18 protein-coding genes are annotated in these 24,836 nt (G+C 60.4%); 10 read left to right on the top strand and 8 right to left on the bottom strand.

What is annotated here, in order from left to right; all coding sequences use genetic code 11:
- Positions 1 to 7 precede the first annotated feature (7 nt).
- Complete coding sequence (locus B723_RS27230) at positions 8 to 1,981, bottom strand: MacB family efflux pump subunit (RefSeq protein WP_017337607.1); 1,974 nt, start codon at positions 1,979 to 1,981, stop codon at positions 8 to 10.
- Complete coding sequence (locus B723_RS27225) at positions 1,982 to 3,154, bottom strand: efflux RND transporter periplasmic adaptor subunit (protein WP_017337608.1); 1,173 nt, start codon at positions 3,152 to 3,154, stop codon at positions 1,982 to 1,984. It abuts the gene before it with no gap.
- A 460-nt stretch (positions 3,155 to 3,614) separates the two neighbouring features.
- Here B723_RS27225 and B723_RS27220 point away from each other — a divergent pair, with 460 nt between their 5' ends.
- From B723_RS27220 to B723_RS27195, 6 genes are all read left to right on the top strand, one after another.
- Positions 3,615 to 4,094: a sigma-70 family RNA polymerase sigma factor gene (locus B723_RS27220; protein ID WP_017337609.1), complete on the top strand. Its 480-nt coding sequence runs from the start codon at positions 3,615 to 3,617 to the stop codon at positions 4,092 to 4,094.
- Between the two features lie 130 nt (positions 4,095 to 4,224).
- On the top strand, positions 4,225 to 5,562 hold the full coding sequence (locus B723_RS27215) for a lysine N(6)-hydroxylase/L-ornithine N(5)-oxygenase family protein (protein WP_017337610.1): 1,338 nt from the start codon (positions 4,225 to 4,227) through the stop codon (positions 5,560 to 5,562).
- A gap of 522 nt (positions 5,563 to 6,084) precedes the next feature.
- Positions 6,085 to 8,787, top strand: a complete 2,703-nt coding sequence (gene mgtA, locus B723_RS27210; protein ID WP_017337612.1) for a magnesium-translocating P-type ATPase — start codon at positions 6,085 to 6,087, stop codon at positions 8,785 to 8,787.
- A 363-nt stretch (positions 8,788 to 9,150) separates the two neighbouring features.
- On the top strand, positions 9,151 to 9,564 hold the full coding sequence (locus B723_RS27205) for a chemotaxis protein CheY (protein WP_017337613.1): 414 nt from the start codon (positions 9,151 to 9,153) through the stop codon (positions 9,562 to 9,564).
- A 108-nt stretch (positions 9,565 to 9,672) separates the two neighbouring features.
- A complete protein-coding gene (locus B723_RS27200; RefSeq protein WP_017337614.1) occupies positions 9,673 to 10,308 on the top strand; it encodes a response regulator transcription factor in 636 nt (211 codons plus the stop codon).
- Positions 10,309 to 13,545, top strand: coding sequence for a transporter substrate-binding domain-containing protein (locus B723_RS27195; RefSeq protein WP_017337615.1), 3,237 nt, complete (start codon positions 10,309 to 10,311; stop codon positions 13,543 to 13,545).
- 3 nt (positions 13,546 to 13,548) lie between these two features.
- On the opposite strand, the gene dkgB is transcribed toward B723_RS27195, so the two are convergent.
- The 3 genes from dkgB to B723_RS27180 form a co-directional block, all read right to left on the bottom strand.
- Positions 13,549 to 14,352 (bottom strand): 2,5-didehydrogluconate reductase DkgB, encoded by an 804-nt coding sequence (gene dkgB, locus B723_RS27190; RefSeq protein ID WP_017337616.1) that lies wholly within the window; start codon positions 14,350 to 14,352, stop codon positions 13,549 to 13,551.
- 121 nt (positions 14,353 to 14,473) lie between these two features.
- Positions 14,474 to 15,013: a PaaI family thioesterase gene (locus B723_RS27185; protein WP_017337617.1), complete on the bottom strand. Its 540-nt coding sequence runs from the start codon at positions 15,011 to 15,013 to the stop codon at positions 14,474 to 14,476.
- Positions 15,014 to 15,109: 96 nt separating this feature from the next.
- On the bottom strand, positions 15,110 to 16,018 hold the full coding sequence (locus B723_RS27180; RefSeq protein WP_017337618.1) for a LysR substrate-binding domain-containing protein: 909 nt from the start codon (positions 16,016 to 16,018) through the stop codon (positions 15,110 to 15,112).
- A gap of 104 nt (positions 16,019 to 16,122) precedes the next feature.
- Here B723_RS27180 and B723_RS27175 point away from each other — a divergent pair, with 104 nt between their 5' ends.
- From B723_RS27175 to B723_RS27160, 4 genes are all read left to right on the top strand, one after another.
- The gene (locus B723_RS27175; RefSeq protein ID WP_017337619.1) at positions 16,123 to 16,989 is read left to right on the top strand and encodes a pirin family protein; all 867 of its coding nucleotides are present in this window, start codon (positions 16,123 to 16,125) and stop codon (positions 16,987 to 16,989) included.
- 72 nt (positions 16,990 to 17,061) lie between these two features.
- Positions 17,062 to 17,688: an isochorismate family cysteine hydrolase YcaC gene (ycaC, locus tag B723_RS27170; protein ID WP_017337620.1), complete on the top strand. Its 627-nt coding sequence runs from the start codon at positions 17,062 to 17,064 to the stop codon at positions 17,686 to 17,688.
- 302 nt (positions 17,689 to 17,990) lie between these two features.
- The gene (locus tag B723_RS27165; RefSeq protein WP_017341458.1) at positions 17,991 to 18,953 is read left to right on the top strand and encodes an IS110 family transposase; all 963 of its coding nucleotides are present in this window, start codon (positions 17,991 to 17,993) and stop codon (positions 18,951 to 18,953) included.
- A gap of 83 nt (positions 18,954 to 19,036) precedes the next feature.
- Positions 19,037 to 20,479 carry a mechanosensitive ion channel domain-containing protein gene (locus tag B723_RS27160; RefSeq protein ID WP_017339760.1) on the top strand — a complete coding sequence of 481 codons (1,443 nt, stop codon included), beginning with the start codon at positions 19,037 to 19,039 and terminating at the stop codon, positions 20,477 to 20,479.
- Between the two features lie 148 nt (positions 20,480 to 20,627).
- Here B723_RS27160 and B723_RS27155 read toward each other — a convergent pair whose 3' ends face one another.
- From B723_RS27155 to B723_RS27145, 3 genes are all read right to left on the bottom strand, one after another.
- Positions 20,628 to 23,057 (bottom strand): TonB-dependent receptor, encoded by a 2,430-nt coding sequence (locus tag B723_RS27155; RefSeq protein WP_017339759.1) that lies wholly within the window; start codon positions 23,055 to 23,057, stop codon positions 20,628 to 20,630.
- A gap of 101 nt (positions 23,058 to 23,158) precedes the next feature.
- Positions 23,159 to 24,118 (bottom strand): FecR domain-containing protein, encoded by a 960-nt coding sequence (locus tag B723_RS27150; protein WP_052909716.1) that lies wholly within the window; start codon positions 24,116 to 24,118, stop codon positions 23,159 to 23,161.
- Positions 24,118 to 24,624 (bottom strand): sigma-70 family RNA polymerase sigma factor, encoded by a 507-nt coding sequence (locus B723_RS27145; RefSeq protein ID WP_017339757.1) that lies wholly within the window; start codon positions 24,622 to 24,624, stop codon positions 24,118 to 24,120. The genes B723_RS27150 and B723_RS27145 overlap by 1 nt, the downstream gene beginning before the upstream one ends.
- Positions 24,625 to 24,836 lie beyond the last annotated feature (212 nt).

Below are 24,836 nucleotides of genomic sequence, written 5' to 3'. Positions count from 1 at the left end.
AGATCGATCATTCACTGGTAAGGGCCGTGACCGGGTCGAGCCGGGCAGCTTTGCGGGCCGGCATGAAGCCGAAGACAACACCGGTGACCAGGGCGCAGCCGAAGGCACCGAGTACCGCTATCAAGGAGAACGCGACCGCGACTTCGCTGAGGATCAGCACACCACCGACGATCAGCGCCAGGGCAATCCCGGCGAGGCCGCCAACCACCGAGAGCATCACCGCTTCGGTGAGGAACTGCCGCAGGATGTCGCGTTGCCGGGCGCCGGTGGCCATGCGGATGCCGATCTCGCGGGTACGTTCGCGCACGGTCATGAGCATGATGTTCATCACGCCAATCCCGCCCACCAACAGCGAAATCGCGGCGATCGAACCGAGCATCAGCGACAGGGTATTTTGTGTACGTGCTTCGGCCTGGATCATCGCCGCGTTGTTGGTCAGCTCGAAATCCTTTTTGCCGTTGTGCAGACGCAACATCAGCTGCTCGATGGCCATTTCTGTTTCGTTGACCTTGCGTGCATCAGCTGCCGCGATGGCCACGTATTCCGGATTGTGAGTGCCGAACAACCGGACGCTGGCGGCGGAATACGGGATGGCGATGCGGTCGTCGCTGTCGGTGTCGCCGGAGCTGGCGCCTTTTTCCGCAAGCACGCCGACCACCTGGAACGGCACGTTTTCGATCAGGATGTATTGGCCGATCGGGTTGGCCACGTCCTTGAGCAATTTGGTCCGCACCTTGTGGCCGATCACCGCGACAGCCGCTGCGTTGCGTTCATCTTCCTGGGTGAAATAACTGCCTTCCACCACGGGCCAGTTGAAGATCGCCGGAAAGTGGGTGTCGTTGCCGCCAACGTAGCTCAAGTGATCGAGGTTGCCGAAACGCACCCCGGCTTCCTCGCCGTTGACCGGCATGATGCGCGTCACCTGCGGCAGGCTGCCCACCGCCGCGACGTCATCGAGGGTGATGATGCCCGGCGGCGTTCGCGGGTTCGGGGCCGAGCCGCTGAGGTAAATGATGTTCGAGCCGAACGCGCCCATTTGCGCCATCACCTGACGCTTGCTGCCTTCACCGACGGCCAGCATCACCACCACCGACGCGACGCCGATGATGATCCCGAGCAGCGTCAGGGCGGTGCGAAACCTGTTGATCCACATCACCCGCCACGCGGCGTGCACCGCGTCCACCAATTCGCCTTTCCAGGCACCGGTGGCTTCAGCGCCTTCGCTCAGGCGCTTGCGCAGATCGACCGCTTGCAGGGCGCCGGGGTTGGCGGAGGTTTGTACGTCGGGGTTGTCGTGCGCGCTGTCGCTGATGATCAGCCCGTCGCGGATTTCGATGATGCGTTTGGCCCGGGCCGCGACTTCGCGGTCGTGGGTGATGAGGATGACCACGTGGCCCTGGCTCGCCAGTTCATCAAGCAGCGTCATGACCTCGGCGCCGCTGTGGCTGTCGAGGGCGCCGGTGGGTTCGTCGGCGAGGATGATGTGCCCGCCGTTCATCAAGGCGCGGGCGATGGAGACGCGTTGCTGTTGGCCGCCGGAGAGTTGATGCGGGCGGTTGCCGGTACGCGAGGCGAGGCCGAGGCGGTCGAGCAGGGCGGCGGCGCGGGCATGGCGTTCGGCGGCCGGGGTGCCTGCGTAGATCGCTGGCATCTCGACGTTTTCCTGGGCCGAGCCGGACGGGATCAGGTGGTAGCCCTGGAACACAAAGCCAAAGGCTTCGCGACGCAACCAGGCCAGTTCGTCGCTGTCGAGTGCGGCGACGTTTTCCCCGGCGAAGCGGTATTCGCCCGAAGTCGGGCGGTCGAGGCAGCCGAGGATGTTCATCAGCGTCGACTTGCCGGAGCCGGACGCGCCGACAATCGCGACGAATTCACCGGCATGGATCGACAGGTCGATGCCGCGCAACACGTGAACCTGCGGTGAATCGCCGCCGCCGTAGGATTTGCGGATGTCCTGCAGGTCGATCAGGGGCGTCTGCATTCAGCCGCCACTCCCGTCGGCCGGTCCGATCAACAGGTGATCGCCTTCCTGCAAGCCGTCGAGGATTTGCACCCGCAGGCGATCGCTGATGCCGGTGCGCACGTCACGTTGCTCGATGCGGCCGTTCTTGGCGACGACCCGGGCGGTCTGGAGGTCCGGCTGCGTGCCGCCTTGCAGCGCGGCGATGGGGGCGGTGAGCACGTCTTTCGCCTGGTTGGAAACGAAGAATACCTGGGTGGTCATTTCCGCCATCAGCGCATTATCGGCGTTGTCGACATCGAGCAGTACGGTGTACAGCACCACGCGAGCGCTGCCGCTTTTGCTCGAACTGGCCGGGCTGCCGCCGCCCTGGCTGGTCTGGTCCAGAGGCTTGGGCGGCACCGGCAGAATCTGCCGCACGGTGCTGCTCCAGCGACGCTTGCCGCCGCTGAGGGTGGTGAACCAGGCGGACATGCCGGGTTTGACGTGACCGATGTCGGCTTCCGAGACTTCAGCCCAGACCGTCATCGGTGACAACCTGGCGATGCGCAGAATCAGCGGCGTTTGCTGTTGTGCGTTGAGGGTCTGACCTGCACGGGCATCGAGTGCGACCACGGTGCCGGACATCGGTGCGTAAATGCGCGTGTAGCCGAGTTCGGCCTGATCACTGCGCAAGCTGGCCTGGGCCTGGCGAATCTGCGCCTGGAACATGTCGATGCGTGCCTGGGTGGCGCGCAGTTCAGCCTGGGCGGTTTGCACGTCTTCTTCGCGGGTGGCACCGCCGGCCTTGAGGCTCTGCTGGCGCTGGAATTTTTGCCGGGCCAGTGCGTGTTGCGCCCGTTGTTCCTCGAGTTGCGCCTTGAGGTTTTCAATCGAGAAACGCCCGGCGTCGAGTTTGGCCTGCTGCGTGGACGGGTCGATTTCCACCAGCAGCTGGCCTTCCTTGATCACGTCACCGACTTCCACGTGGATCTTCTGGATCTGCCCGGACGCCTGTGCACCGACGTCGACGTAGCGTCGAGGTTGCAGGGTGCCGAGGGCCGTGACACTGCTTTCGATGTCGCCGCGGCTGACTTGCACCGTGGCGAATTTGTCTCGGCCGGGCGGGATGACCTGCCAGGCAGCCACGGCGATAACGGGGATCAGACAAAGTGCTACAAGCAGGGCGCGTCGGGTCTGTCGGGGACGTTTCATGCAGGGTTCCGGCAATGGAAATAGGCCCTTCGCTCAGCCTGCGCACGAAATGTGGCAACAGGTGAACGCTGTCGGGAGGCCGACAGAGACGGGGAGCTGTCCGTTAAACGAGAAAAGGGGCGGGGAATTTAGGCCTCGACACAAGCCGACACAAACACATTGAGGGCATGTGGCGAGGGGATTTATCCCCGTTCGGCTGCGAAGCAGTCGTTAATGCATTTTAACTTTGAAATGCCGGGGCCGCTCCGCAGCCCAACGGGGATAAATCCCCTCGCCACACAGGCTCTCTCCCATAAGACCAAGACTATTTGTCGGGCAAGCTGAAGCAATACTTTAAATCTATATGAGAATTACTATAAATTACACACTCGAATTGCCACTATCGTGCCACTGCCCATTTTCGGCGGTCGATGCGGTGGCTCAAGGATAGAAACCGCACCCATGCGGCCGGGAGTCATGGTTGGAAAACTACTATCGCGAGCTGGTGTGCTTTCTGAACGCCAAGCTGGGCAACCGTCAGGTGGCCGAAGATGTGGTGCATGACGCTTATGTGCGGGTTCTGGAACGTTCCAGCGACACGCCGATCGAGCAGCCCCGGGCATTCCTGTATCGCACCGCGCTCAATCTGGTGATCGACGACCATCGGCGCAATGCCTTGCGTCAGGTCGAGTCGCTGGAGGTGCTCGACAATGAAGAGCGCTACTTCACCCCGTCCCCCCACAACTGCCTTGATCATGGCCAGCGCCTGGAGATGCTCCAGCGTGCGTTGGCGGAATTGCCACGGCTGTGCCGCGAGAGTTTCCTGCTGCGCAAGATCGATGGCTTGTCGCACCCGGAAATCGCCGAACACCTCGGCATTTCCCGCGCGTTGGTGGAAAAGCACATCGTCAATGCAATGAAGCATTGCCGGGTGCGGATGCGGCAATGGGACGCCCACTGAGCGTTTGTTGTTAAATTTTATTTCATTGTCCTCGTTCCTACTCAACAGACGACCTGCTGTGCTCCCAAGGATAGCCAGGTCACTTAGGCTTCCTCCCCGTGTTGAGGGGTTCATCCAGAGGACACTGGAAATGACACAGGCAATTGCATCGCCCATCGTTCACGACCTGATCGGCGTCGGTTTCGGCCCTTCGAACCTGGCGCTGGCCATCGCTCTGCAAGAGCGCGGGCCGAGTCAGGGCGAACTGGATGTTCTGTTTCTCGACAAGCAGGCGGACTATCGCTGGCACGGCAATACCCTGGTGACCCAGAGCGAGTTGCAGATTTCCTTCCTCAAGGACCTGGTGACCCTGCGCAACCCGACCAGCCCCTATTCCTTCGTCAACTACCTCAAGCACCACGGTCGTCTGGTGGACTTCATCAACCTAGGCACCTTCTATCCGTGCCGCATGGAGTACAACGACTACCTGTGCTGGGTCGCCGGGCAATTTGCCGAACAGAGCCGCTACGGCGAAGAAGTGCTGACCATCGAGCCGGTGTTGCACAACCAGCAGGTCGAAGCGTTGCGGGTGATCTCCCGCGATACCCAGGGTCAGCAACACGTGCGCACCACCCGTTCGGTGGTGGTGAGCGCCGGTGGCACACCGCGTATTCCCGAAGCGTTCAAGGCGTTGAAGGATGACGGTCGGGTGTTCCATCACTCGCAGTACCTGGCGCAGATGGCCAGGCAACCGTGCGTGAACAATCAGCCGATGAGCATCGCGATCATCGGCGGCGGGCAGAGCGCGGCGGAAGCCTTCATCGATCTGAACGACAGCTTCCCGTCGGTGCAGGTGGACATGATCCTGCGCGGCTCGGCGCTGAAGCCGGCGGACGACAGCCCGTTCGTCAACGAAGTGTTCTCGCCGGAGTTCACCGACCTGGTGTTCCAGCAGGCGAGCAGCGAGCGTGAGCGGCTGGTCAACGAGTACCACAACACCAACTATTCGGTGGTGGACATCGACCTGATCGAACGCATCTACGGCATCTTCTATCGCCAGAAAGTCTCGGGCATTGCCCGTCATGCCTTCCGCACCCTGACCACTATCGAAAAAGCCACCGCCACCGAGCGCGGCATTGAACTGGCCGTGCGTAACAACGCGACCGGCGAAGTCACGGTCCGTCATTACGACGCTGTGGTTCTGGCCACCGGGTATGAGCGTCAGATGCACCGCAAACTGCTGGCGCCGCTGGAAGAATACCTGGGGGATTTCGAAGTGGATCGCAACTACAAACTGATCACCGACGAGCGCTGCAAGGCCGGTATCTACATGCAGGGCTTCTGTCAGGCGAGCCACGGGTTGAGCGACACCTTGCTGTCGATCCTGCCGATCCGGGCGGATGAGATTGCCGGGTCGTTGTATGAACATGGCAAGAGCCGTGGGCAGGGGCGGTCGGTGATGGATTTGTTATTGGCGACTGCCAGCTAAGATTTTCGGCGCTTTTGAGGACGCCATCGCGAGCAGGCTCGCTCCCACATTTGATCTCTGTCTTACACAAATTTTGTGTTCACTGAAGATCCACCGTGGGAGCGAGCCTGCTCGCGATGGCGTCCTCAAAGGCATCACATATCTTGAATCCTGAACCCTCCCTGAAGAACCCCGCAATTCCCCCCACTACTGGCCAATCCTTCGTTTACTCTCCAAAAAACGGGGCGTAAGCTTCGCGCGTTTTCATCAATAACGGAGACCCACAGTGGGTACTTGTTCGAGTGACAGTAGTCGGCCGGTTCCAATAACCGGCAGATCCTCGGCAAGATAACGCGCCACTTTTTGTGCCGTTGTCTCGCCGACAAAGCGAGCAGCGGCATCCCGATCGCGGCCAGTCCTGGTCCGTGTCCCGACGTCCTCTCATCGACGCTGAACCGTGCGTGATGTTCGACTTGTTGTCGTCATCGCGGCGCACCGACACGCCTGCTGGAAGGTTTCCCGGCTGACCCTGGGGGAACTGCCATGAACCTGACCCTGCTCAAGGAATTCTTCGCCGGATTCCTGCGCACCCGCCACATCGCCCGACACTTCCGTCGCCTGGCGCTGCTGGAAAATTTCACCGACACCACGGTCAGCCGCGAGATGCCGCCGACCCTGGCGCAAACCCTGGTGAGCGCCGCCAACAGCGACACCGGGCAACTGCTGGACAACCTCAACAGCCACAGCGACGGCCTGAGCGAAGCCGAGGCCGATGCACTGCGCGTGCAATTCGGCCTCAACGAAGTCGAGCACGAACAACCGCTGCCGTGGTGGGTTCACCTGTGGCACTGCTACAAAAACCCGTTCAACCTGCTGCTGACATTGCTCGCGGTCATCTCCTGGCTGACCGAGGACATGAAAGCCGCCGTCGTGATTTTCTCGATGGTGGTGCTCTCGACCTTTCTGCGCTTCTGGCAGGAAACCAAATCCAACCAGGCGGCCGACGCACTCAAGGCGATGGTCAGCAACACGGCCACGGTGATGCGTCGGGATGCATTGCGCACCGAAGTGCCGATCAAACTGCTGGTGCCGGGGGATCTGATTGTACTCTCGGCCGGCGACATGATTCCCGCCGATTGCCGCGTGCTCAACGCCAAGGACCTGTTCGTCAGCCAGGCGGCCATGACCGGCGAATCGATGCCGGTGGAAAAATTCCCACGCCAGCAGGACAGCGACACGAGCAACCCGCTGGACCTCGACAACATCCTGTTCATGGGCACTAACGTGGTGTCCGGCACCGCGATGGCGGTGATTCTGACCACCGGCAACAGCACCTATTTCGGTGCACTGGCCCAGCGGGTCGGTGCCACCGACCGCGTGCCGACGTCGTTCCAGACCGGGGTCAACAAAGTCAGCTGGCTGCTGATCCGCTTCATGTTCGTCATGGCGCCGCTGGTGTTGTTCATCAACGGTTTCACCAAGGGCGACTGGACCGAAGCGCTGCTGTTCGCGCTGTCGATTGCCGTGGGCCTGACCCCGGAAATGCTGCCGATGATCGTCACCTCGACCCTGGCCAAAGGCGCGGTATTCCTGTCGCGCAAAAAAGTCATCGTCAAACGCCTCGACGCGATCCAGAACTTCGGCGCCATGGATGTGTTGTGCACTGACAAAACCGGCACCCTGACCCAGGACAAAATTTTTCTGGCGCGCAACGTCGATGTCTGGGGTAACGATTCCGATGACGTGCTGGAAATGGCCTACCTCAACAGCTACTACCAGACCGGCCTGAAAAACCTGCTGGACGTGGCGGTGCTCGAACACGTCGAGGTCCACCGTGAACTGAAAGTCGGGACGGCGTTTCGCAAGGTCGACGAGATCCCGTTCGACTTCACCCGCCGGCGCATGTCGGTGGTGGTCGCCGAGCGCGATCAATCGCACCTGCTGATCTGCAAAGGGGCGGTGGAAGAGGTGCTGGCGGTGTGCACCCGAGTGCGGCACGGCGAGGTCGATGAAGCGCTGACCGATGACCTGTTGGCGCGGATTCGTCAGGTCACCGCTGCATTCAACGCCGAAGGACTGCGGGTGGTGGCGGTCGCCGCGCGGCCAATGATCGAGGGGCGCGACACCTACAGCCTGGCGGATGAGCAGGCCCTGACGCTGATCGGCTACGTGGCGTTTCTCGACCCACCGAAGGAAAGCACCGCGCCGGCCCTGAAAGCATTGGCGGCGCATGGCGTGGCGGTGAAAGTGCTGACTGGCGACAACGAACTGGTCACCGCGAAGATCTGCCGCGAAGTCGGCCTGGAACAGCAAGGCCTGCTGATGGGCAACGACATCGAGCGCATGACGGACGCCGAACTGGCCGTGGCGGTGGAGACCACCAACGTCTTCGCCAAACTGACGCCAACGCACAAGGAACGCATCGTCCGTCTGCTCAAAGGCAACGGCCATGTGGTCGGGTTCATGGGCGACGGCATCAATGACGCGCCGGCCTTGCGCACCGCCGACATCGGTATCTCGGTGGACAGCGCCGTGGACATCGCCAAGGAAGCGGCCGACATCATCCTGCTGGAGAAAAGCCTGATGGTGCTGGAGGAGGGCGTGCTGGAAGGACGCCGCACCTTCGCCAACATGCTCAAGTACATCAAAATGACGGCGAGCTCGAATTTCGGCAACGTGTTCTCGGTGTTGGTGGCCAGCGCGTTCATCCCGTTCCTGCCGATGCTGCCGATGCACCTGCTGGTGCAAAACCTGCTCTACGACATTTCGCAGATCGCCATCCCGTTCGATAACGTCGATGAAGAAATGCTCAAGCAACCCCAGCGCTGGCAACCGGCGGATGTCGGGCGTTTCATGTTGTTCTTCGGGCCGATCAGTTCGATCTTCGACATCACCACGTTTGCCTTGATGTGGTACGTGTTCGACGCCAATACCCCGGACCATCAAACCCTGTTCCAGTCCGGCTGGTTCGTGGTCGGGTTGCTGACGCAGACGCTGATCGTGCACATGATCCGCACGCCGAAGATCCCGTTCCTGCAAAGCCGCGCGGCCATGCCGCTGATGGTGATGACCGGGATCATCATGGCCGTGGGCATCTTCCTGCCGATGGGGCCTTTGGCGCACTACTTCAAATTGCAGGCGCTGCCGTCGCTGTACTTCGTGTTCCTGCCGGTGATCCTGCTGGCGTACATGGCGCTGACCCAGGCGGTGAAGGGGTTCTATATCCGCCGGTTTGGCTGGCAGTAAACACGACAAAACCCTGTGGCGAGGGAGCTTGCTCCCGCTGGGCTGCGAAGCGGCCCCAAAAAACCGGCAGCGCTGAAAGATCGCAGCAACCGGTTTTACGACTGCTGCGCAGTCGAGCGGGAGCAAGCTCCCTCGCCACAGGGGGGGCCATGTGACTCAAGGATTTTCTGATCCAAGCACTCAACAACATCAACCTGGCCAACATTTTACTGCCGCCGATCGTCAATAGGCGTTCTGAAGCCCGACTTTATTTCCCACTACCGGATGTGGCGCCCGTTATTTAGGAATAGTCCTACAGAAAACTCCTTGGCTCTTCCGTAGCCTTGCGGCCTCACGAATCTGAAACCCTCCTGGGGGCCCCGGTTGCCTAACAAAGCGTTACGTATCCTGATTGCCGACGAGCAGCATTTCCAGCGGATGAGAATCGAGCGCCTGTTCAACCGGCTCGATTACTACCGCGTGGCGCCGGTGCGAGACCTGGCGGAATTGCTGACGCTGGTCGAATACGGGAGCGAGCCTTTTGATCTGGTGGTCATCAATGCCTCGCTGGCGGGTGAAGCGTTCGACCTGCCTGGTTTTGTCCTCGATAACCCACAGGTTCGCCACGCATTGATCTATGACGGCGAGCAGGTGAAGTTGCCGTCGATCCCTGCGTGCGTGCAGCAGAAGGTACAGGTGAGCCTCGCCGCGCTGCCTGATCTGGCATGCATTCAGCGGTTGATGGCAACAGTTGATCCACGATTACCGTTCGTCGGCACTGTCATTTCTGTCAGGTAGTCTGGCGCGGATTTCCATGCAAGAGTCTTCGCGCAGCCCTACGTACTGCCCGGGCCTGGCCCATGGGTATTGATTGCTCAATTGTCGTGCCTTTGCACAGGAGTTGCCATGAAGCCAGCGAGATCAGCGGTGGTTGCGGACGACCATCCGGTGGTTCGCGCAGCCGTCAAAATACTGCTTAAACAGGAAGGGTTTCATCCGATTCACGAGGTATCCAGCGGCAACGAGGTCTTTTCGGCGATTCGTGAGCATCAACCTGATCTGGTGGTGCTGGATCTGATGATGCCCCGTCTCGGCGGGCTGGAAGTACTGGCCCGCATCCAGGCCAGTGATGAGCGATGTCGAGTACTGGTTTTCACCGGCCAGGACCCTCGGTTTTATCAGGACCGTTGCATGCGTGCCGGTGCCGTGGCGTACGTTTCCAAGTCCAACGATTTGCAGCATCTGCACGAGGCAGTGCATGCAGTGATGGCCGGTTACACCTATTTCGCCAAGCTGCCGTCGAGTTCGGTGGCGCTGAGCACGCTGCAATGCAACGAGAAGGAGATGATCCACAGGCTTTCCGACCGCGAACTGACAATCCTGGTGTACCTGGCCAAGGGATTGGGCAACAAGGAAATCGCTGAACTCATGAACCTGAGTCCCAAGACCACCAGCACCTACAAGACCCGACTGAAAGAAAAACTCAACGTTGAATCCAATGTACACCTGAGTCATTTCGCCAGACGCCATGAATTGATCTGAATGAAGACCTTCCGGCGTTTGCGTTGCCTGCTATTCCTCGCGCTGCTGGGCTGTCTATGGATATCCCGCGTCGACGCACAACCGCAAACCCTGAAATTGCTGGGACGCTCCACTGTCGACGGCTACGACGTCAAACTGGCGGATGCCGATTCGCGGTTGCTGCGGCAAAAGGGCCGGTTGGTGCTGGCCATCTCGGCGCCGGATTATCCACCCTTCGACATCACCACCACCGGCACCGATTACGAAGGATTGACGGCTGACTATGCCGGGTTGCTCAAGCAGTTATTGCAGGTGGAAATCGATGTTCGTCGCTATGCATCGCGAGACGAGGCGGTGCGGGCGATCAAGGAAGGCAAGGCTGATTTGCTGGGAACAGCCAATCGTTACGAGGTCGAGGACCCACAGTTGCGGATGTCCGCTGCCTATGCTGACGATCAACCCGTCGTGCTGACCCGTACGGATTCGACGGCGCCGCTTGACCCCGATCTCGCCAATAAACGGCTGGCGATGCTCTACCACTATTTGCCCGAGCAGCAAGTGCGGGCGTTTTATCCCAAGGCGAATGTCGAACTGTATCCCTCGACGCTTGAGGCGGTGGGGGCCGTAGCGTTCCGTCAGGCGGATGCTGTCCTCAGCGATGCCATCAGCGCCAACTACCTGATCAGCAAAAACTACCTCAACAATGTTCAACTGGCCGATTTTGCGCTTCTGGAGTCCGGTCGTTTCGCCTTCGCGATGAGCAACGACAATCATCAGCTGCAACGCATCGTCAACCGGGCGCTGGCTGCTATCCCGACCAATGAACGGATGAACATCCTGCGCCGATGGGGCGGCAGCGGGACCTCCATCGCAGGCACTCAGGCCCCGCTCTTCAGCGTGATCGAACAACGCTGGCTCGACGACCACCCGCGCGTCCGAGTAGCGATCAACGAAAACCTCATGCCGATTTCCTTCATCGACCCTGAGGGCAAGTATCGGGGCATCAGCATTGATGTACTGGCGAAAATCAGCCTGCGCACAGGTTTGAAGTTCGACATTCAACCGACCCGGTCAGTGGCGCAAATGCTGGAGTGGATCAGGACCGGAAAGGTCGATCTGGTCGCCGGGATCAGCCCCAGCGTCGAACGTGAAACCGAATTGCGTTTCACCCGACCGTTTTTGACCAGTCCCAATGTGCTGGTGACGCGTATCGCGCCGGGCAGTCCCCGGACACTGGATGAAATGGCCGGTAAAACATTGGCCCTGACCCAGGGCAACAGCACCGGTGAGTTCATTCGTCAGCACTTTCCGCAGATCAAACTGGTCAATGCGCCATTAACGGCGCAAGCGATGGAAATGGTTGCCCAAGGCAGCGCGGATGGCGGCATCAACTCGCTGATCGGTGCCAGGGTCATGATTTCACGGCAGTATCGGGACCGGCTGCAAGTGACCAGCACCGTCGGCACCGACCCTGCTCGCAGCACCCTGGCAACCGGTCGCGAGGCGGTGGTGCTGCATTCGATTCTGGACAAGGCGCTGCTCAGCATTCCACTCGAAGAAATCGATGCAATGACGAGCAACTGGAGAAATGACCTGATGGTCGAGCCAAGTTTCTGGCTGGGTCACCGTCAGGACATTCTCCAGGCCTTTGCCGCCGCCGGCGCCTTGTTGTTGCTGGCGCTGGTCTGGATCGCCTGGCAGCGTCGGCAGATTCGACTGCGTCAGCAATTGCTCAGTCAGTTGCAGGACGCCAAGGACGCCGCGGACGATGCCAACCGTGCGAAAACCACGTTTCTGGCCACCATGAGCCATGAAATCCGCACGCCGATGAATGCGTTGCTTGGCATGCTCGAACTGGCTCTGAAGCAGGCGGATAAAGGCGTTATCGACCGTCCGGCCATCGAAGTGGCATCCAGTGCCGGCCAACAATTGCTGGCGTTGATTGGCGACATTCTGGACATCGCGCGTATCGAGTCCGGGCATTTGTCCCTTGCACCGGAACGGGCCAATTTGCGCTCGCTGGTCGAGTCGGTGTGCCGGGTCTTCGAGGGGCTGGCACGGCAGAAGAATCTGGATTGGCGCGTCGAACTGGGCGATCAAAGCGATTGCGATGTGTTGATCGATCCCACGCGTTTCAAGCAGGTGCTGTCCAATCTGCTGAGCAATGCGATCAAGTTTACCCGCGAAGGCGAAGTGAGCCTGACATTGCAGGTCGAACCTGGCGTAGCGGGGCGTCGAGCGGTGAGCCTGCGTATTGCAGACACCGGCATCGGCATCAGCGCACTCGATCAGCAGCGACTGTTCAGTTCGTTCGTGCAGGCCGGCAACAATCCGCATTCAGGCCGGCAAGGTTCCGGGCTGGGGTTGGTAATCAGCCGGACGTTGTGCGAAATGATGGGCGGCCGATTGCTCCTAGACAGCACGCTTGGACGGGGTACGCGGATCGATGTCTGCCTTGAACTGCCCGCGTTGCTTGCGCTGCCCTCCTGCGCTGTGCCCGAAGACGAAGGGTTGGAGCAGACGCGTCCGCTGACGATTCTGGTGGTTGATGATTACCCGGCCAACCGTCTGTTGATGTCCCGGCAGTTGGGCTATCTGGGGCACAGCGTGATGGTCGCCGAGGAGGGGCGGAAAGGATTCGAGATGTGGCGCGAATTTCAGTTTGATGTGGTCGTGACCGATTGCAACATGCCGGTGTGCAACGGTTATGAATTGACGGGGGCGATACGCGATGAAGAGCGTGCACAGGGATTGCCGCCAACGCTGATCCTGGGGTTGACCGCCAATGCTCAGCCTGATGAGAAGGCTCGTTGCCTGGAGGCGGGCATGGACGATTGCCTGTTCAAACCGATCGGCCTGCCGGAACTGAGTGCCTGGCTGGCCTCGAAATTTATCGACGGGCAGGAGTCGACCACCGAAGCATCTGCAAACGCCGAGATCGATCTGAGCGGCTTGCTGCAATACGTCGGTGGCGACCAGGAGTTGATCACGCAATTGCTGCACGACGTGGTCATGACCAATCGCACTGATCGGGATGAACTGCTCGAGGCGCATGCGAGCGGCCAGCAGCAAGTGCTTCGTACGCTTGCGCACCGTATCAAGGGTGGGGCGTTGATGATTCGAGCGGTCGGTCTGATCGAGTGTTGCGAGACGCTGGAGCGTGCCTGCAGGGAGGGCCATGCTGCGCAGATTGACCTCGCGGTTGATCTGCTGCAGCAGGCCATGACACGGCTGGACCAACGCCTGGCGCAGGGTTGAGGGTTAATCCCAGTTCGGCGCGATGCCTTTGGGGCTGGTCAGGCGGTGGCCGCGCTCAAGACCGGCGATCAGCGCCATGTCGGCGTCACTCAGGGTCAGGTCGCAGGCTTTCAGATTGCTTTGCAGGTTGGCGCGTTTAGTCGACGAAGGAATCACCGCGTAACCCGATTGCATCGCCCAGGCCAGCGTCACTTGCGCAGGCGTTGCTTGCAAGCTATCGGCAATTTGCCGGATGACCGGGTCTTTCAGCACTTCGCCGTACGCCAGGGTCATGTAGGAAGTGATCTGGATGCCCTGGCTCTGCGCGAACTCGACGACCTTGCGGTTTTGCAGGTACGGGTGCAGCTCGATCTGGTTGGTGGCGATGTGCTCGGCACCGATGGCGGCAATCGCCTGTTTCATCAGGTCGACGGTGAAGTTGGAGACGCCAATCTGCCGGGTCAGGCCGAGTTTTTTGGCTTCGAGCAGGGCACTCATGAATTCTTCGACCGGCACCTGGTCTTCCGGCGAAGGCCAGTGAATCAGGGTCAGGTCCAGGTAGTCGGTTTGCAGTTTTTGCAGGCTTTCCTTGAGGCTGTCGATCAAGCGCTCCTTGGCGAAGTTGGCCACCCAGATCTTGCTGGTGATGAACAGCGCCTCACGGGCGACGCCGCTGGCCGCGATGGCCTCGCCGACTTCGGCTTCGTTCTCGTAGATCTGCGCGGTATCGATGGCGCGGTAGCCCAGTTCCAGGCCAGTGCTCACCGAATCAATGACCACCTGGCCTTGCAAGCGAAACGTACCAAGACCGAATGCGGGAATAGACATCAATGACTCCAGGGTTTGCAGTGGGAATGGGCACGAGTATCCGCGTGCGTATCCTTGAGAAAAACCGCTGGTGGGGCAAAGCAATGTTTACCGCAAGTCATGAATCTTTTGATCTTAAAGGCTACCCCCGCGCCTCAAGAATCATGCAAGTCGTCGAACCCGTCGCATACAACCGCCCATCCACATCATAAATCCGCCCCTCGGCCAGCGCCGTCGAACGTCCCAGATGGACGATCTTGCCCTCGGCCCGCACCGGCCCACTGGCGCCAGTCAACGCACGAACATAGCTGATGCGCAGATCCAGCGTCGTATACCCCTGGCCCTTTTTCAGCTGCGTGTGAATGGCGCAGCCCATGCACGAGTCCAGCAAGGTTGCCGCATAGCCGCCATGCACGCTGCCTAGCGGGTTGTAATGCCGCGAATCCGGTGTGCCCTGAAAAATGAACAGCCCGGCCGACCATTCGATGGGGATGAAATCCATCAGCGTGCCAATGGGCGGAGAGGGCAGTTCACCGTTGCCGATGCCGTCGAAGAATTCGCTGGGCGACAGCGCGCTGACCTCGGCCATCGACAGACTGCCGGGGGCGGCCAGACGTGCGCGCATGGCGTCTTCCTGGGCAATCCATTGGGCGAGGGTGGCTTCTCGGTTGGGGCTCTGCATGATCATGTCCTCGGACGGGCGCTGATATTATGGTTGTAATCTGCGCTGATATTATGTCCGAAATAAAATCTCCGCCAGCCCCGCGTGTCGAATCCCTCACGCAATATCGCTGTGACTGAATTCCTCCCCCAGAAAGTCGATCAACGCCCGCACCGACGGCAGCAGTCCACGGCGAGAGGGAAAGATCGCGTGGACAATCCCGCACTTGGGCGCCCAGCCCGGCACCAGTTCGACCAGGCGTCCGGCGGCGATGTCATCGCGCACCACCACGCAAGGCAGGTGCGCGACGCCAATGCCCGCGAGCACCGCGTGACGCAACGCCAGCAGGTCATCGGTGACCATGCGTGGCGCGTGCCGAATCAGCGCACTGGCGCCGTCCGCGCCGAACAACTCCCACTGGTATTCACGCTGCGCCGCGCCCCAATGCACGCTGGGCAAACCGCTGAGATCGGCCGGGGAGGCGGGCGTCGACAAGCGCTCGGCAAACGCCGGGCTACCCACCAGGCATTGGGTGCTGTTGCCCAGCACCTTCATCACCATGTCGGTGTTTTCCAGCGGCGGAAAACGTACGCGCAGGGCAATGTCGAAGCCCTCGTGGATCAGGTCGACCCGGCGGTTGGTGCTCTCGATGAACAACTCCACCAGCGGGTACTTGAGCATGTAGCGGGTCAGCATCGGCCCGACCCAGGAATTGAGCAGCGCGGTCGGGCAACTGATGCGCACCAGGCCCTGGGGCTCGGAACGGTTGCGTTCGATCAGTTCGGCGGCGCTTTCCGCTTCTACGCGCATGGCCAGGCAGCGCTGGTAATAGGCCTGGCCGATTTCCGTCAGCGAACAATGCCGGCTGGTGCGATGCAACAGGCGCACGCCGAGGCGCTCTTCGAGCTCGGCGATGCGCCGGCTGAGCTTCGATTTGGGCATGTCCAGCGCCCGCCCTGCCGCGGCGAAACCCTGATGTTCCACCACTTGGGTGAAGTAGTAGAGGGTGTTGAGGTCTTCCACCATCGTTCTCCATATAGAACGCTAAGGCTGATTTTTGCAGTCTAGCGCACCAAAGGGTTCGGTTTTAAGCTTTGTTCATCGCGTCAAACCACAGATTTGGAGGCAGCATGAAAAACATCATCGGCATTTACACCAGCCCACGGACCCATTGGGTCGGCGACGGTTTTCCGGTTCGTACGCTGTTTTCCTACGACAACCTGGGCAAACACATCAGCCCGTTTTTGCTGCTGGATCACGCCGGTCCCGCTGAATTCACCCCGACCACCGAGCGTCGTGGCGTTGGTCAGCATCCGCACCGCGGTTTCGAAACCGTGACTATCGTTTACAAGGGCGAACTGGAGCACCGCGACTCCACCGGCAGCGGCGGCAAGATCGGCCCGGGCGATGTGCAATGGATGACCGCCGCCTCGGGAATTCTTCACGAAGAATTCCACTCCGAAGGCTTTGCCAAAACCGGCGGCACCCTGGAAATGGTCCAGCTGTGGGTCAACCTGCCGGCCAAGGACAAAATGGCCGACGCCGGTTACCAGACGATTCTCGATGGCGACATCCCGAGAATCCCGCTCAAGGACAAGGCCGGCAGCCTGCGTCTGATCGCCGGCGAGTTCGACGGCCACACCGGTCCTGCGCGGACATTCACCCCGGTCGACGTCTGGGACCTGCGCCTCAACGGCGGCAAGTTGCTGGCCCTCGACCTGCATGAAGGCCGCAACACCGCGTTGGTGGTGCTGCGCGGCACGGTTCAGGTCAACGGCCTGGAGCTGGTGCGCGAAGGACAGTTGGCGTTGTTCGAACGCAATGGCAACCAGATCAGTCTGGAAGCCAATAACGATGCAGTGGTGTTGCTGCTCAGCGGCGAGCCGATCGACGAACCGATCGTCGGCCATGGCCCGTTCGTGATGAACAGCGAGCAGGAGATCCACCAGGCCTTTGCCGACTTTCAGTCGGGTCGGTTTGGGCGGATGAGCGGTTGAACAGATTGAAACGAAATCACCAAACCCAGTCGCCGGCCCGTTCGGCATCGATATAAAAGCGAGGATTACCCCATGACTACTTCTTACAAACGTCTCGACAAGGATAACGCCGCCGTTCTGTTGGTGGATCATCAGGCGGGCCTGCTGTCACTGGTGCGGGACATCGATCCAGACCGTTTCAAGAACAACGTGCTGGCCCTGGCCGACCTGGCCAAGTACTTCAAATTGCCGACCATCCTCACCACCAGTTTCGAAACCGGCCCCAACGGTCCGCTGGTGCCTGAACTCAAGGAGCTGTTCCCGGATGCGCCGTACATTGCCCGTCCTGGCCAGATCAACGCCTGGGACAACGAAGATTTCGTCAAGGCGATCAAGGCCACCGGCAAGAAGCAACTGATCATCGCCGGCGTGGTGACCGAGGTGTGCGTGGCATTCCCGGCGCTGTCGGCCCTGGCGGAAGGCTTTGAAGTGTTCGTGGTGACCGACGCTTCCGGCACGTTCAACGAGCTGACCCGCCAATCGGCCTGGGACCGCATGTCGTCTTCCGGCGCGCAACTGATGACCTGGTTCGGCCTGGCGTGTGAGCTGCACCGCGACTGGCGTAACGATGTGGAAGGCCTGGCGACCCTGTTCTCCAACCACATCCCGGACTACCGCAATCTGATGACCAGCTACAACACGGTGACCAACAGCAAATAAATCTGGCAACACCCATAACCTGTGGGAGCGAGCCTGCTCGCGATAGCGGTCGATCAGTCACTGCAAATGTGTCTGTTCAACCGCCATCGCGAGCAGGCTCGCTTGTATGTTTAGACTTGAAGGGGTGGGTGGGACTAAAGCTCGTCATCTGACTCTGACCAGTACAGACCGTGGGAGACTTCGTCCCACCCCTTCACCTAATGCGCCGATAAGGAATGCATCGGCTCGGACCGACGATAGAAACAAGCCAGCGCAACGGTGAACCCCGTCAAGTATCTAAACCCTAGCTCGGAGGGTGTGCCATGACAATCCTGGATTCGCAGGTGGTCGTCGGTGTGGATGTGGCGAAGGACGAGATCGTTATCTATCGATCCGACCTGGAAAAGACCCTAAATATCGCGAACAAGCGATCAACCTTGAAGCAATGGCTCAAGACGCTGCCAGCGCACAGCGCTATCGCGCTAGAAGCGACCAATATCTATCACCTTGATACAACGGAAATGGCCCATGAAATGGGCCATGACGTTTACGTCATCGATGGCAGTCGCCTCAACAAATACCGCGATGGAATAGGCATGAGGGCGAAAACAGATACGTTGGATGCCGAGCTGCTGGCCCGTTACTTGAGCCGCGAATCCGACAGATTGAGGATCTGGAATCCGCCACCGAAGGCTTACACACAAATGAAAAGCCTGCTTCGCCGTCGGGCTCAGTTGGTCCGGGCCTGTGTTGCACTCAAGCAGAGCTGGAAAAACGAATCCTTGCTGAAAGAGCACTTCAACCAGCTTCTGGCCGCCATTGCCCAGTTCGAAAAGATGATTCAGAAAACGCTCAAGGAAATTGCTGAGGAAGGTGGGATTGATGATCAGGTGAAGCGTTGCCAGGCCATCGAGGGCGTAGGGCTCCTGACGGCCACCGCAGCGGCCACTGCTTTTATGCGTGGGGAATTTGCCAACAGCGACGAGTACGTCGCCTTCCTCGGCATGGATCCGCGTGTGAGGCAGTCAGGACAAAAGGATCAAAAGCGCCGACTCTCTAAACGAGGGGACTCGGAGTTCCGGCGCTTGTTTCACAATAGCGCTATGGCTGCCAGCCGTTCGCCGACCTGGAAGCCGTACTACGAACGCTATCTGGCCAGAGGTCTAAAAGGCACTCAGGCCTTGGTTATCCTGGCACGCAAGCTGGCCAGAGTGATGTTTGCCCTGATGAAAAACCAAACCGAATACAAGCCAAATTCTATGTTTGGGTGTTCCCCCCAAACATAGAATCTCCCACAGGTTTTTGTATTGTTCACTGGCCCGCGTTTGCTCCTACACTGTGCCCATCCGTACATGCCTGGAGTCGTTTGATGCTGTCACTGCTCACCAATCACCCGTTGATCAGCGCCCTGATCCTGATCCTGATCGACCTGGGATTGTGGCGCCTGATCAGTGCCGGCGGCAGCAACTGGAAACTGGTGGTGCGGCTGGTGATTTTCGCGTTGTTCAGCATGCTGCTGTTCAACGAGGGTTTGAATCCGCTGGAGCCAGCGCCCTGGGCTGACAATGTGCCGCTGCACCTGGCGGCGACCGGTTTGCAGATTGGCTGGTGGCTGTTCGGCGCGCGCACCCTGACGGTGTTGATTGGCGCGGTGATGATGCAGCGCGTCGGGCACACCGGGCGCTTGCTCCAGGATTTGCTCGGCGCGGTGATTTTCCTGATCGCGATCATCGCGGCCCTGGCCTACGTGCTCGACCTGCCGGTCAAAGGCGTGCTGGCGACCTCCGGTGCGTTGGCGATCATCGTCGGCCTGGCGTTGCAAAGCACCCTCAGCGACGTGTTCTCGGGGATCGTCCTCAACACCACCAAACCCTATCAACTGGATGACTGGATCTCCATCGACGGCACCGAAGGTCGGGTCACCGACATCGATTGGCGTGCCACGCGCCTGCAAACCGCCCAGGGCAGCATGGCGGTGATTCCCAACTCGCTGGCGGCCAAGGCCAAGATCATCAACTTCAGCCGGCCGAGTGACATTTTCGGTGTATCGATCAGTCTGCAACTCAGCCCGCATGAGCGGCCGCAAACAGTGATCGATGCGCTGGAACGGGCGATGGAGGGGTGCCGATATCTGCTGGCCAAACCGGCGCCGTGCGTGGCCCTCAAAGGCTCGAGCGCCACCGGCGTGGAGTACGAAATCAGTGGCTTCGTGGTCTCGATGGACCAGAAGCGCATGGTGCGCAATCTGCTGTTCGACCTCGCGTTCCGGCATTTGCAGGCATCGGGCGTGAGCCTTTTGTCCAGCGTCGAATCGAATGCGCCGGCGGGGCTGTCACGGCCACGGGCGTTGCTGGAAAGCTCGGCGATATTCTCGACGTTGCGTCAGGAAGAGAAAGAAACTTTCGCACAACACATGACCCTGCAAACCTTCCGTCCGGGGGAGGTGATCCTGCCGGCGGGGGAGGTCAGCGATCATTTGTTCATCATCGAATCCGGCGTGGTCTCGGTGACGCTGAGCCGTGCCGGGGTCAAGTTCGAATCCGGGCGCATGGGACCGGGCGAAGTGATCGGCGAGGGCGGGATCCTGTCGGATACGGCGCTGCCGGCGGACTTCAGTGCCAAGACCGCTTGCAGCCTGTACCGGATCGAGAAGGACTACCTCAAACCGTGCCTGGACGCGCGGCATGACATCGGCGAAGCGATGAAGGCGCTGCTGGATTTCCGTTTGCACAAGGCGCAGACGTTGACCCAGGAAGCACCGAAGGTGGTGGCGAAGAAGGGGTTTTTGCAGTGGTTGCGCAGTCGGGCCTAGTGATCTGTGCTGGATGGCGCGCTGCGCGGATCGCCGACAAGCCAGCTCCCACAATGGATCTGTGTCGAACGCAAATTTTCGGTTCACTGGAGATCAACTGTGGGAGCCTGCTCGCGATGGCGGCGGCAGGTTCACCGCCTGACTCAGATCAGAAATCCACCGTCGCCGACACCTTCAACGTCCTGGGTGTCCCCTGCGTCAGATACCCACCGTTTGCCGACGCCCAATACGCCTTGTTCGCCACGTTCTCCAGGTTGGCGCGCAAGGTGATTTCCTTCTCATCTAGCCTGAACGCATACCGCGACCCGACATCAAAGCGGTTCCACGCTGGAATGCTCTGAGTGTTGGCAGCATTCAGGTATTGCCCACCCGTGCGCAACATCCGTGCACTGAGCGCCGCGCCTTCGATTCCCGGCACGTCCCAGTCGGCCCCGACGTTGAGTTGAAAGCGTGGCACGCCGACCGCGCGGTTGCCGTCGTTGATACCGTTGGTGCTGCCTTCGATCACGGTCTTCATCAGCGTCGCACCGCTCAGCAGGCGCAGACCGTCGAGCGGTTCGCCGTATATGTTCAATTCCACGCCTTTGTTTTGCTGCTGGCCGTCGACCCGAAAGAGGCCGTTCTGGGTGTAGCTCGAGGGCTGTTCGATGCGGTACACGCCCAGGCTCGCGCCATAAGTGTCCATGTCCAGGCGCACGCCGGCTTCGATTTGCTTGCTGCGCACCGGGGCGAAGGTTTCGTCGCGGTTGAGTGCGGTGGTCGGCGGCGTCGGGCCCTTGGCCAGGCCTTCGATGCGGTTGGCATAAAACGAAACGTGTTCCCACGGCTTGATCACCAGCCCATAGACCGGCGTGGTGATCGACTCTTCATAGCTTGAAGTGCGCGCGCCGGTGGTGGTGTTCCAGCCGTCGACGTTCAGTGTCTGGCGCCGTAGGCCTAGGGTGAGCAAGACGCGATCGTCGATGAAGCCCAGGGTGTCGGACACCGCCGCGCTGCGCAGGGTGTTCTTTCCGACGATGCGCGGATCGTGAATGTCGCTGGCGAACGATGTGGGGCTTGGGCGCGGTTTATCGGTGACGTCGTAGAGGTTGGTGCTGTAGCGCCTGGCGGCACCTATGGTTTCGAACGCCGAGCGTTGCTGGCCCCAGATACCCGCGAGGCCCAGGTTCAATTGATGACTGATCGACCCCGTGTACAAGTGGCCGTTGAGGCCGGTCATCAGGCTTTTGTTGTCCTCGTCGTGTGGCGAGTACAGCATGCCGCCCCGGGCATTGCCGTTGAGGTCGGTGACGGTCAGCGATGAATACACGCCGTTTTCCCGGGTGTGTTTGGCGCCACCGGAGACGTAGGCTGTCCAGCTGTCGCTGAGGTCGTATTCGGCGCGGGCCATGCCGAAGGTGTCCTCCAGTTGCGAATAGCTCCAGCTCTGCGCATAACCGGCGTTGGCGTCCGGTACCTTGGGCGCTTTCTGCAAGGACGAGTCGACGTACACCACCGAACGACCTTGATTGATCACCTGTTTCTGGTAGCCCAGGTCCGTGGACACACGCAGGCGATCGCCGCGATAGTCCAGGCCGACGCTGATCAGCGACGAGCGACGGTCTTCGTCATCGACGGCGGTGGCGCCTTCGCGTTGCAGCAGGTTGACCCGGGCTCCGAAGCGGTTGTCTTCGCCAAAGCGCCGGCCCAGGTCCAGATGCCCACCCACTCGGCCATCGTCACTGTAATCGAGGGTGACGCTGCGGGTCGGCACATCGCTGGCGCGTTTGGGTTGCAGGTTGACGCCACCGCCAATCCCGCTGCCGCTGGGCGTGACACCATTCACGAAAGCATTCGGTCCTTTGAACAACTCGACCCGTTCAAGGGCTTCGGTGGCGATGATCTGCCGGGGCAAGATGCCGTAAAGACCGTTATAGGAAATGTCATCGGACAGCAGCGGCAAACCGCGGATCATGAACACCTGGGAGAAGTTGCCAAACCCGGCGGACTGGCGCACCGAGGCATCATTGAGCAACACATCGCCCACGGTCTGCGCTTGCTGGTCGGCGATGGTCCTGGCGGTGTAACTGGTGACGCTGAAGGGCAAGTCTTTCACGGCCTGATTACCGAGCATGCCGACCTGCGCCACCCTGGCGACCTGGCCGCCGCCGTAGGTGTCAGCGTTGTCGTCGCTCATGGCGCTGACGTTGGTAGCGCCCAGTTCCAGCGCGCCGTCGATGGCGATTCGCGGCGCCACGGTGTAACCGTTCCCGCCCGTGCTGATCAGCTCGAAACCACTGCCCTCAAGCAATTGCGCGAAGCCCGATTGCACGCTGTAGTTGCCCTGCAATCCCGGACTCTGGCGATCGCCCAGTTGTGCCGGATCGAACGACAGCGGCACCCCGGTCGCCACGGCGAATTGCGCCAGCGTCTGACTGAGCAACCCCGGTCCGATGTTGACGTTGCGGCTGGTATTTTCATGGATGGCGTCGGCGGCCTGGCTGGACACGGGCATCAACGCGCTAAAGGCCAGGGCAATGCTCAGGCTCAGGGCCTTGAGCGGGAAATCGGCGGGGCGGTGCAATGGCGTTGAAGTCATTCGGCGTTCCTGTCGAGCGCGTGGAATTGAAAGGGTCTATCCACACACCGAACGAAACGCGGAAAGGTATCAGGGAGCAGTGAAAGAAAATGGCGGTGCCTTCAGACCCGCGGTTCGACCGACAACCAATAGTGGGTCAGGCTGCTGATTTTCAGCGGCAGCGTATCGCTGAGCAGACGCAGGCTGGCGTCAGTGTCACGCAGGGAGAACGCGCCCGACACCCGCAGCCCGGCGACATCCGCATGGCAGCGCAACACGCCGGGACGGTAGCGACTCAACTCACCAAGCAATTCATCCAGGCGCATATTGTTCGCCAGCAACATGCCCTTGTCCCAGGCCAGGGCGCTGGTGTCGAAACGTTCCACCGGGTCGAACCGGTCGAGCCTGAAGCTCTGGCGTTCACCAGCCTTGAGGGTGGCGCTCTGTGAAACCAACAGCGGCGTGACCTCCACGAGCCCTTCGAGCACGGACACCTGGCTGCGCGAACCATGGATCCGCACGCAAAACCGGGCACCCGACGCGCGGGTTATGCATTGCGGGGTTTCCACGATAAACGGCCGTGCACCTGAATCCCTCGCGGCGCTGATCAACGCTTCGCCATCCAGCAACATGACGCGCCGCTCAAGCCCGTTGAAGGCAATGTTGACGGCACTTTCCGTGTTGAGCAGCACCTCGCTGCCGTCAGGCAATTGCAGGCGTTTCTGTTCGCCCACGGCGGTCCGCTGATCGGCCGTCCATTGCTGCCAGGGCATATGTTGCGAGGCGAAGCCCAAGGGGCCGGCCATCAGGAACAAGCCCACGCGCGTGAGGGTCTGGCGACGGCTGAGGCCTTCTTTGCGTGAAGCCCGTTGCAGGGTCTGGATGGCGAGATTGGCCGGAACGTTGCGAAACTCGCCGAGCAGCGCTTCGGCCCGCAGCCAGGCCTGGGCATGCTCGGCACTGCGGCTGCGCCAATGGGCAATGGCCTGATGGTCGGACGGCGTTGCGGTCCCTGAATGCAACTGCACCAGCCAGTCGGCGGCTTCGCCGAGAATCTGCGGGTTGATCATCGTCGAATTCATCAGGCGACACTCAGGCAGGCAATGAACGCGGCACGCATGTGCCGTTTGACGGTGATCAGCGACACACTCAGGCGTGAGGCGATCTGCACATAGGTCAACCCCTCGATCTGCGACAGCATAAAGGTCTCGCGAGTGATCGCCGGCAATTCGCGCAACAGCGCTTCGATGCGCATCAGGGTTTCGAGAATCAGCAGGCGGGTTTCCGGCGACGGCACTTCGGCAACCGGCAGTTGAGCGATGGTTTCCAGATAGGCGCGCTCGATGTCCTGGCGTCGCCAGCGGTCAATCACCAGTCCCTTGGCGATGTGCGTCAGCAAGGCACGAGGCTCGCTCCCAAAGGGTTTGACGGCTTGTCGGGTCAACAGGCGCAGGAAGGTATCGTGGGCCAGGTCGGCCGCGTCGCAGCGGTTACCGAGTTTTCGATGCAGCCATCCCTGAAGCCAACCGTGGTGTTCGCTGTAGAGGGTGTGGATGTGCTGGTTCGAAGGCTGGTCGGCTGACGACATGGGGGGCAGATACTCGTTTCGGGCGTCCGGGCCTGATTGCAATTAAGAATTGATCGCATTCTAGTGGCGTGGACCGAGTGCTGGCAATCAGCCTGACAGACTTTATTTTTTATGGGAGTTGAGCGAACGCTGCTTATTTGTAGGCGCAGCCTGCGGTGGCCAGGCCGGTGGCCTCCTCGACTTCTGGAATATTGGCTATTTGAGCAGGCGGC

This window comes from Pseudomonas fluorescens NCIMB 11764 (assembly GCF_000293885.2).
Taxonomy (GTDB): Bacteria; Pseudomonadota; Gammaproteobacteria; order Pseudomonadales; family Pseudomonadaceae; genus Aquipseudomonas; species Aquipseudomonas fluorescens_B.
This window is presented reverse-complemented; position numbering and strand designations above follow the sequence as displayed.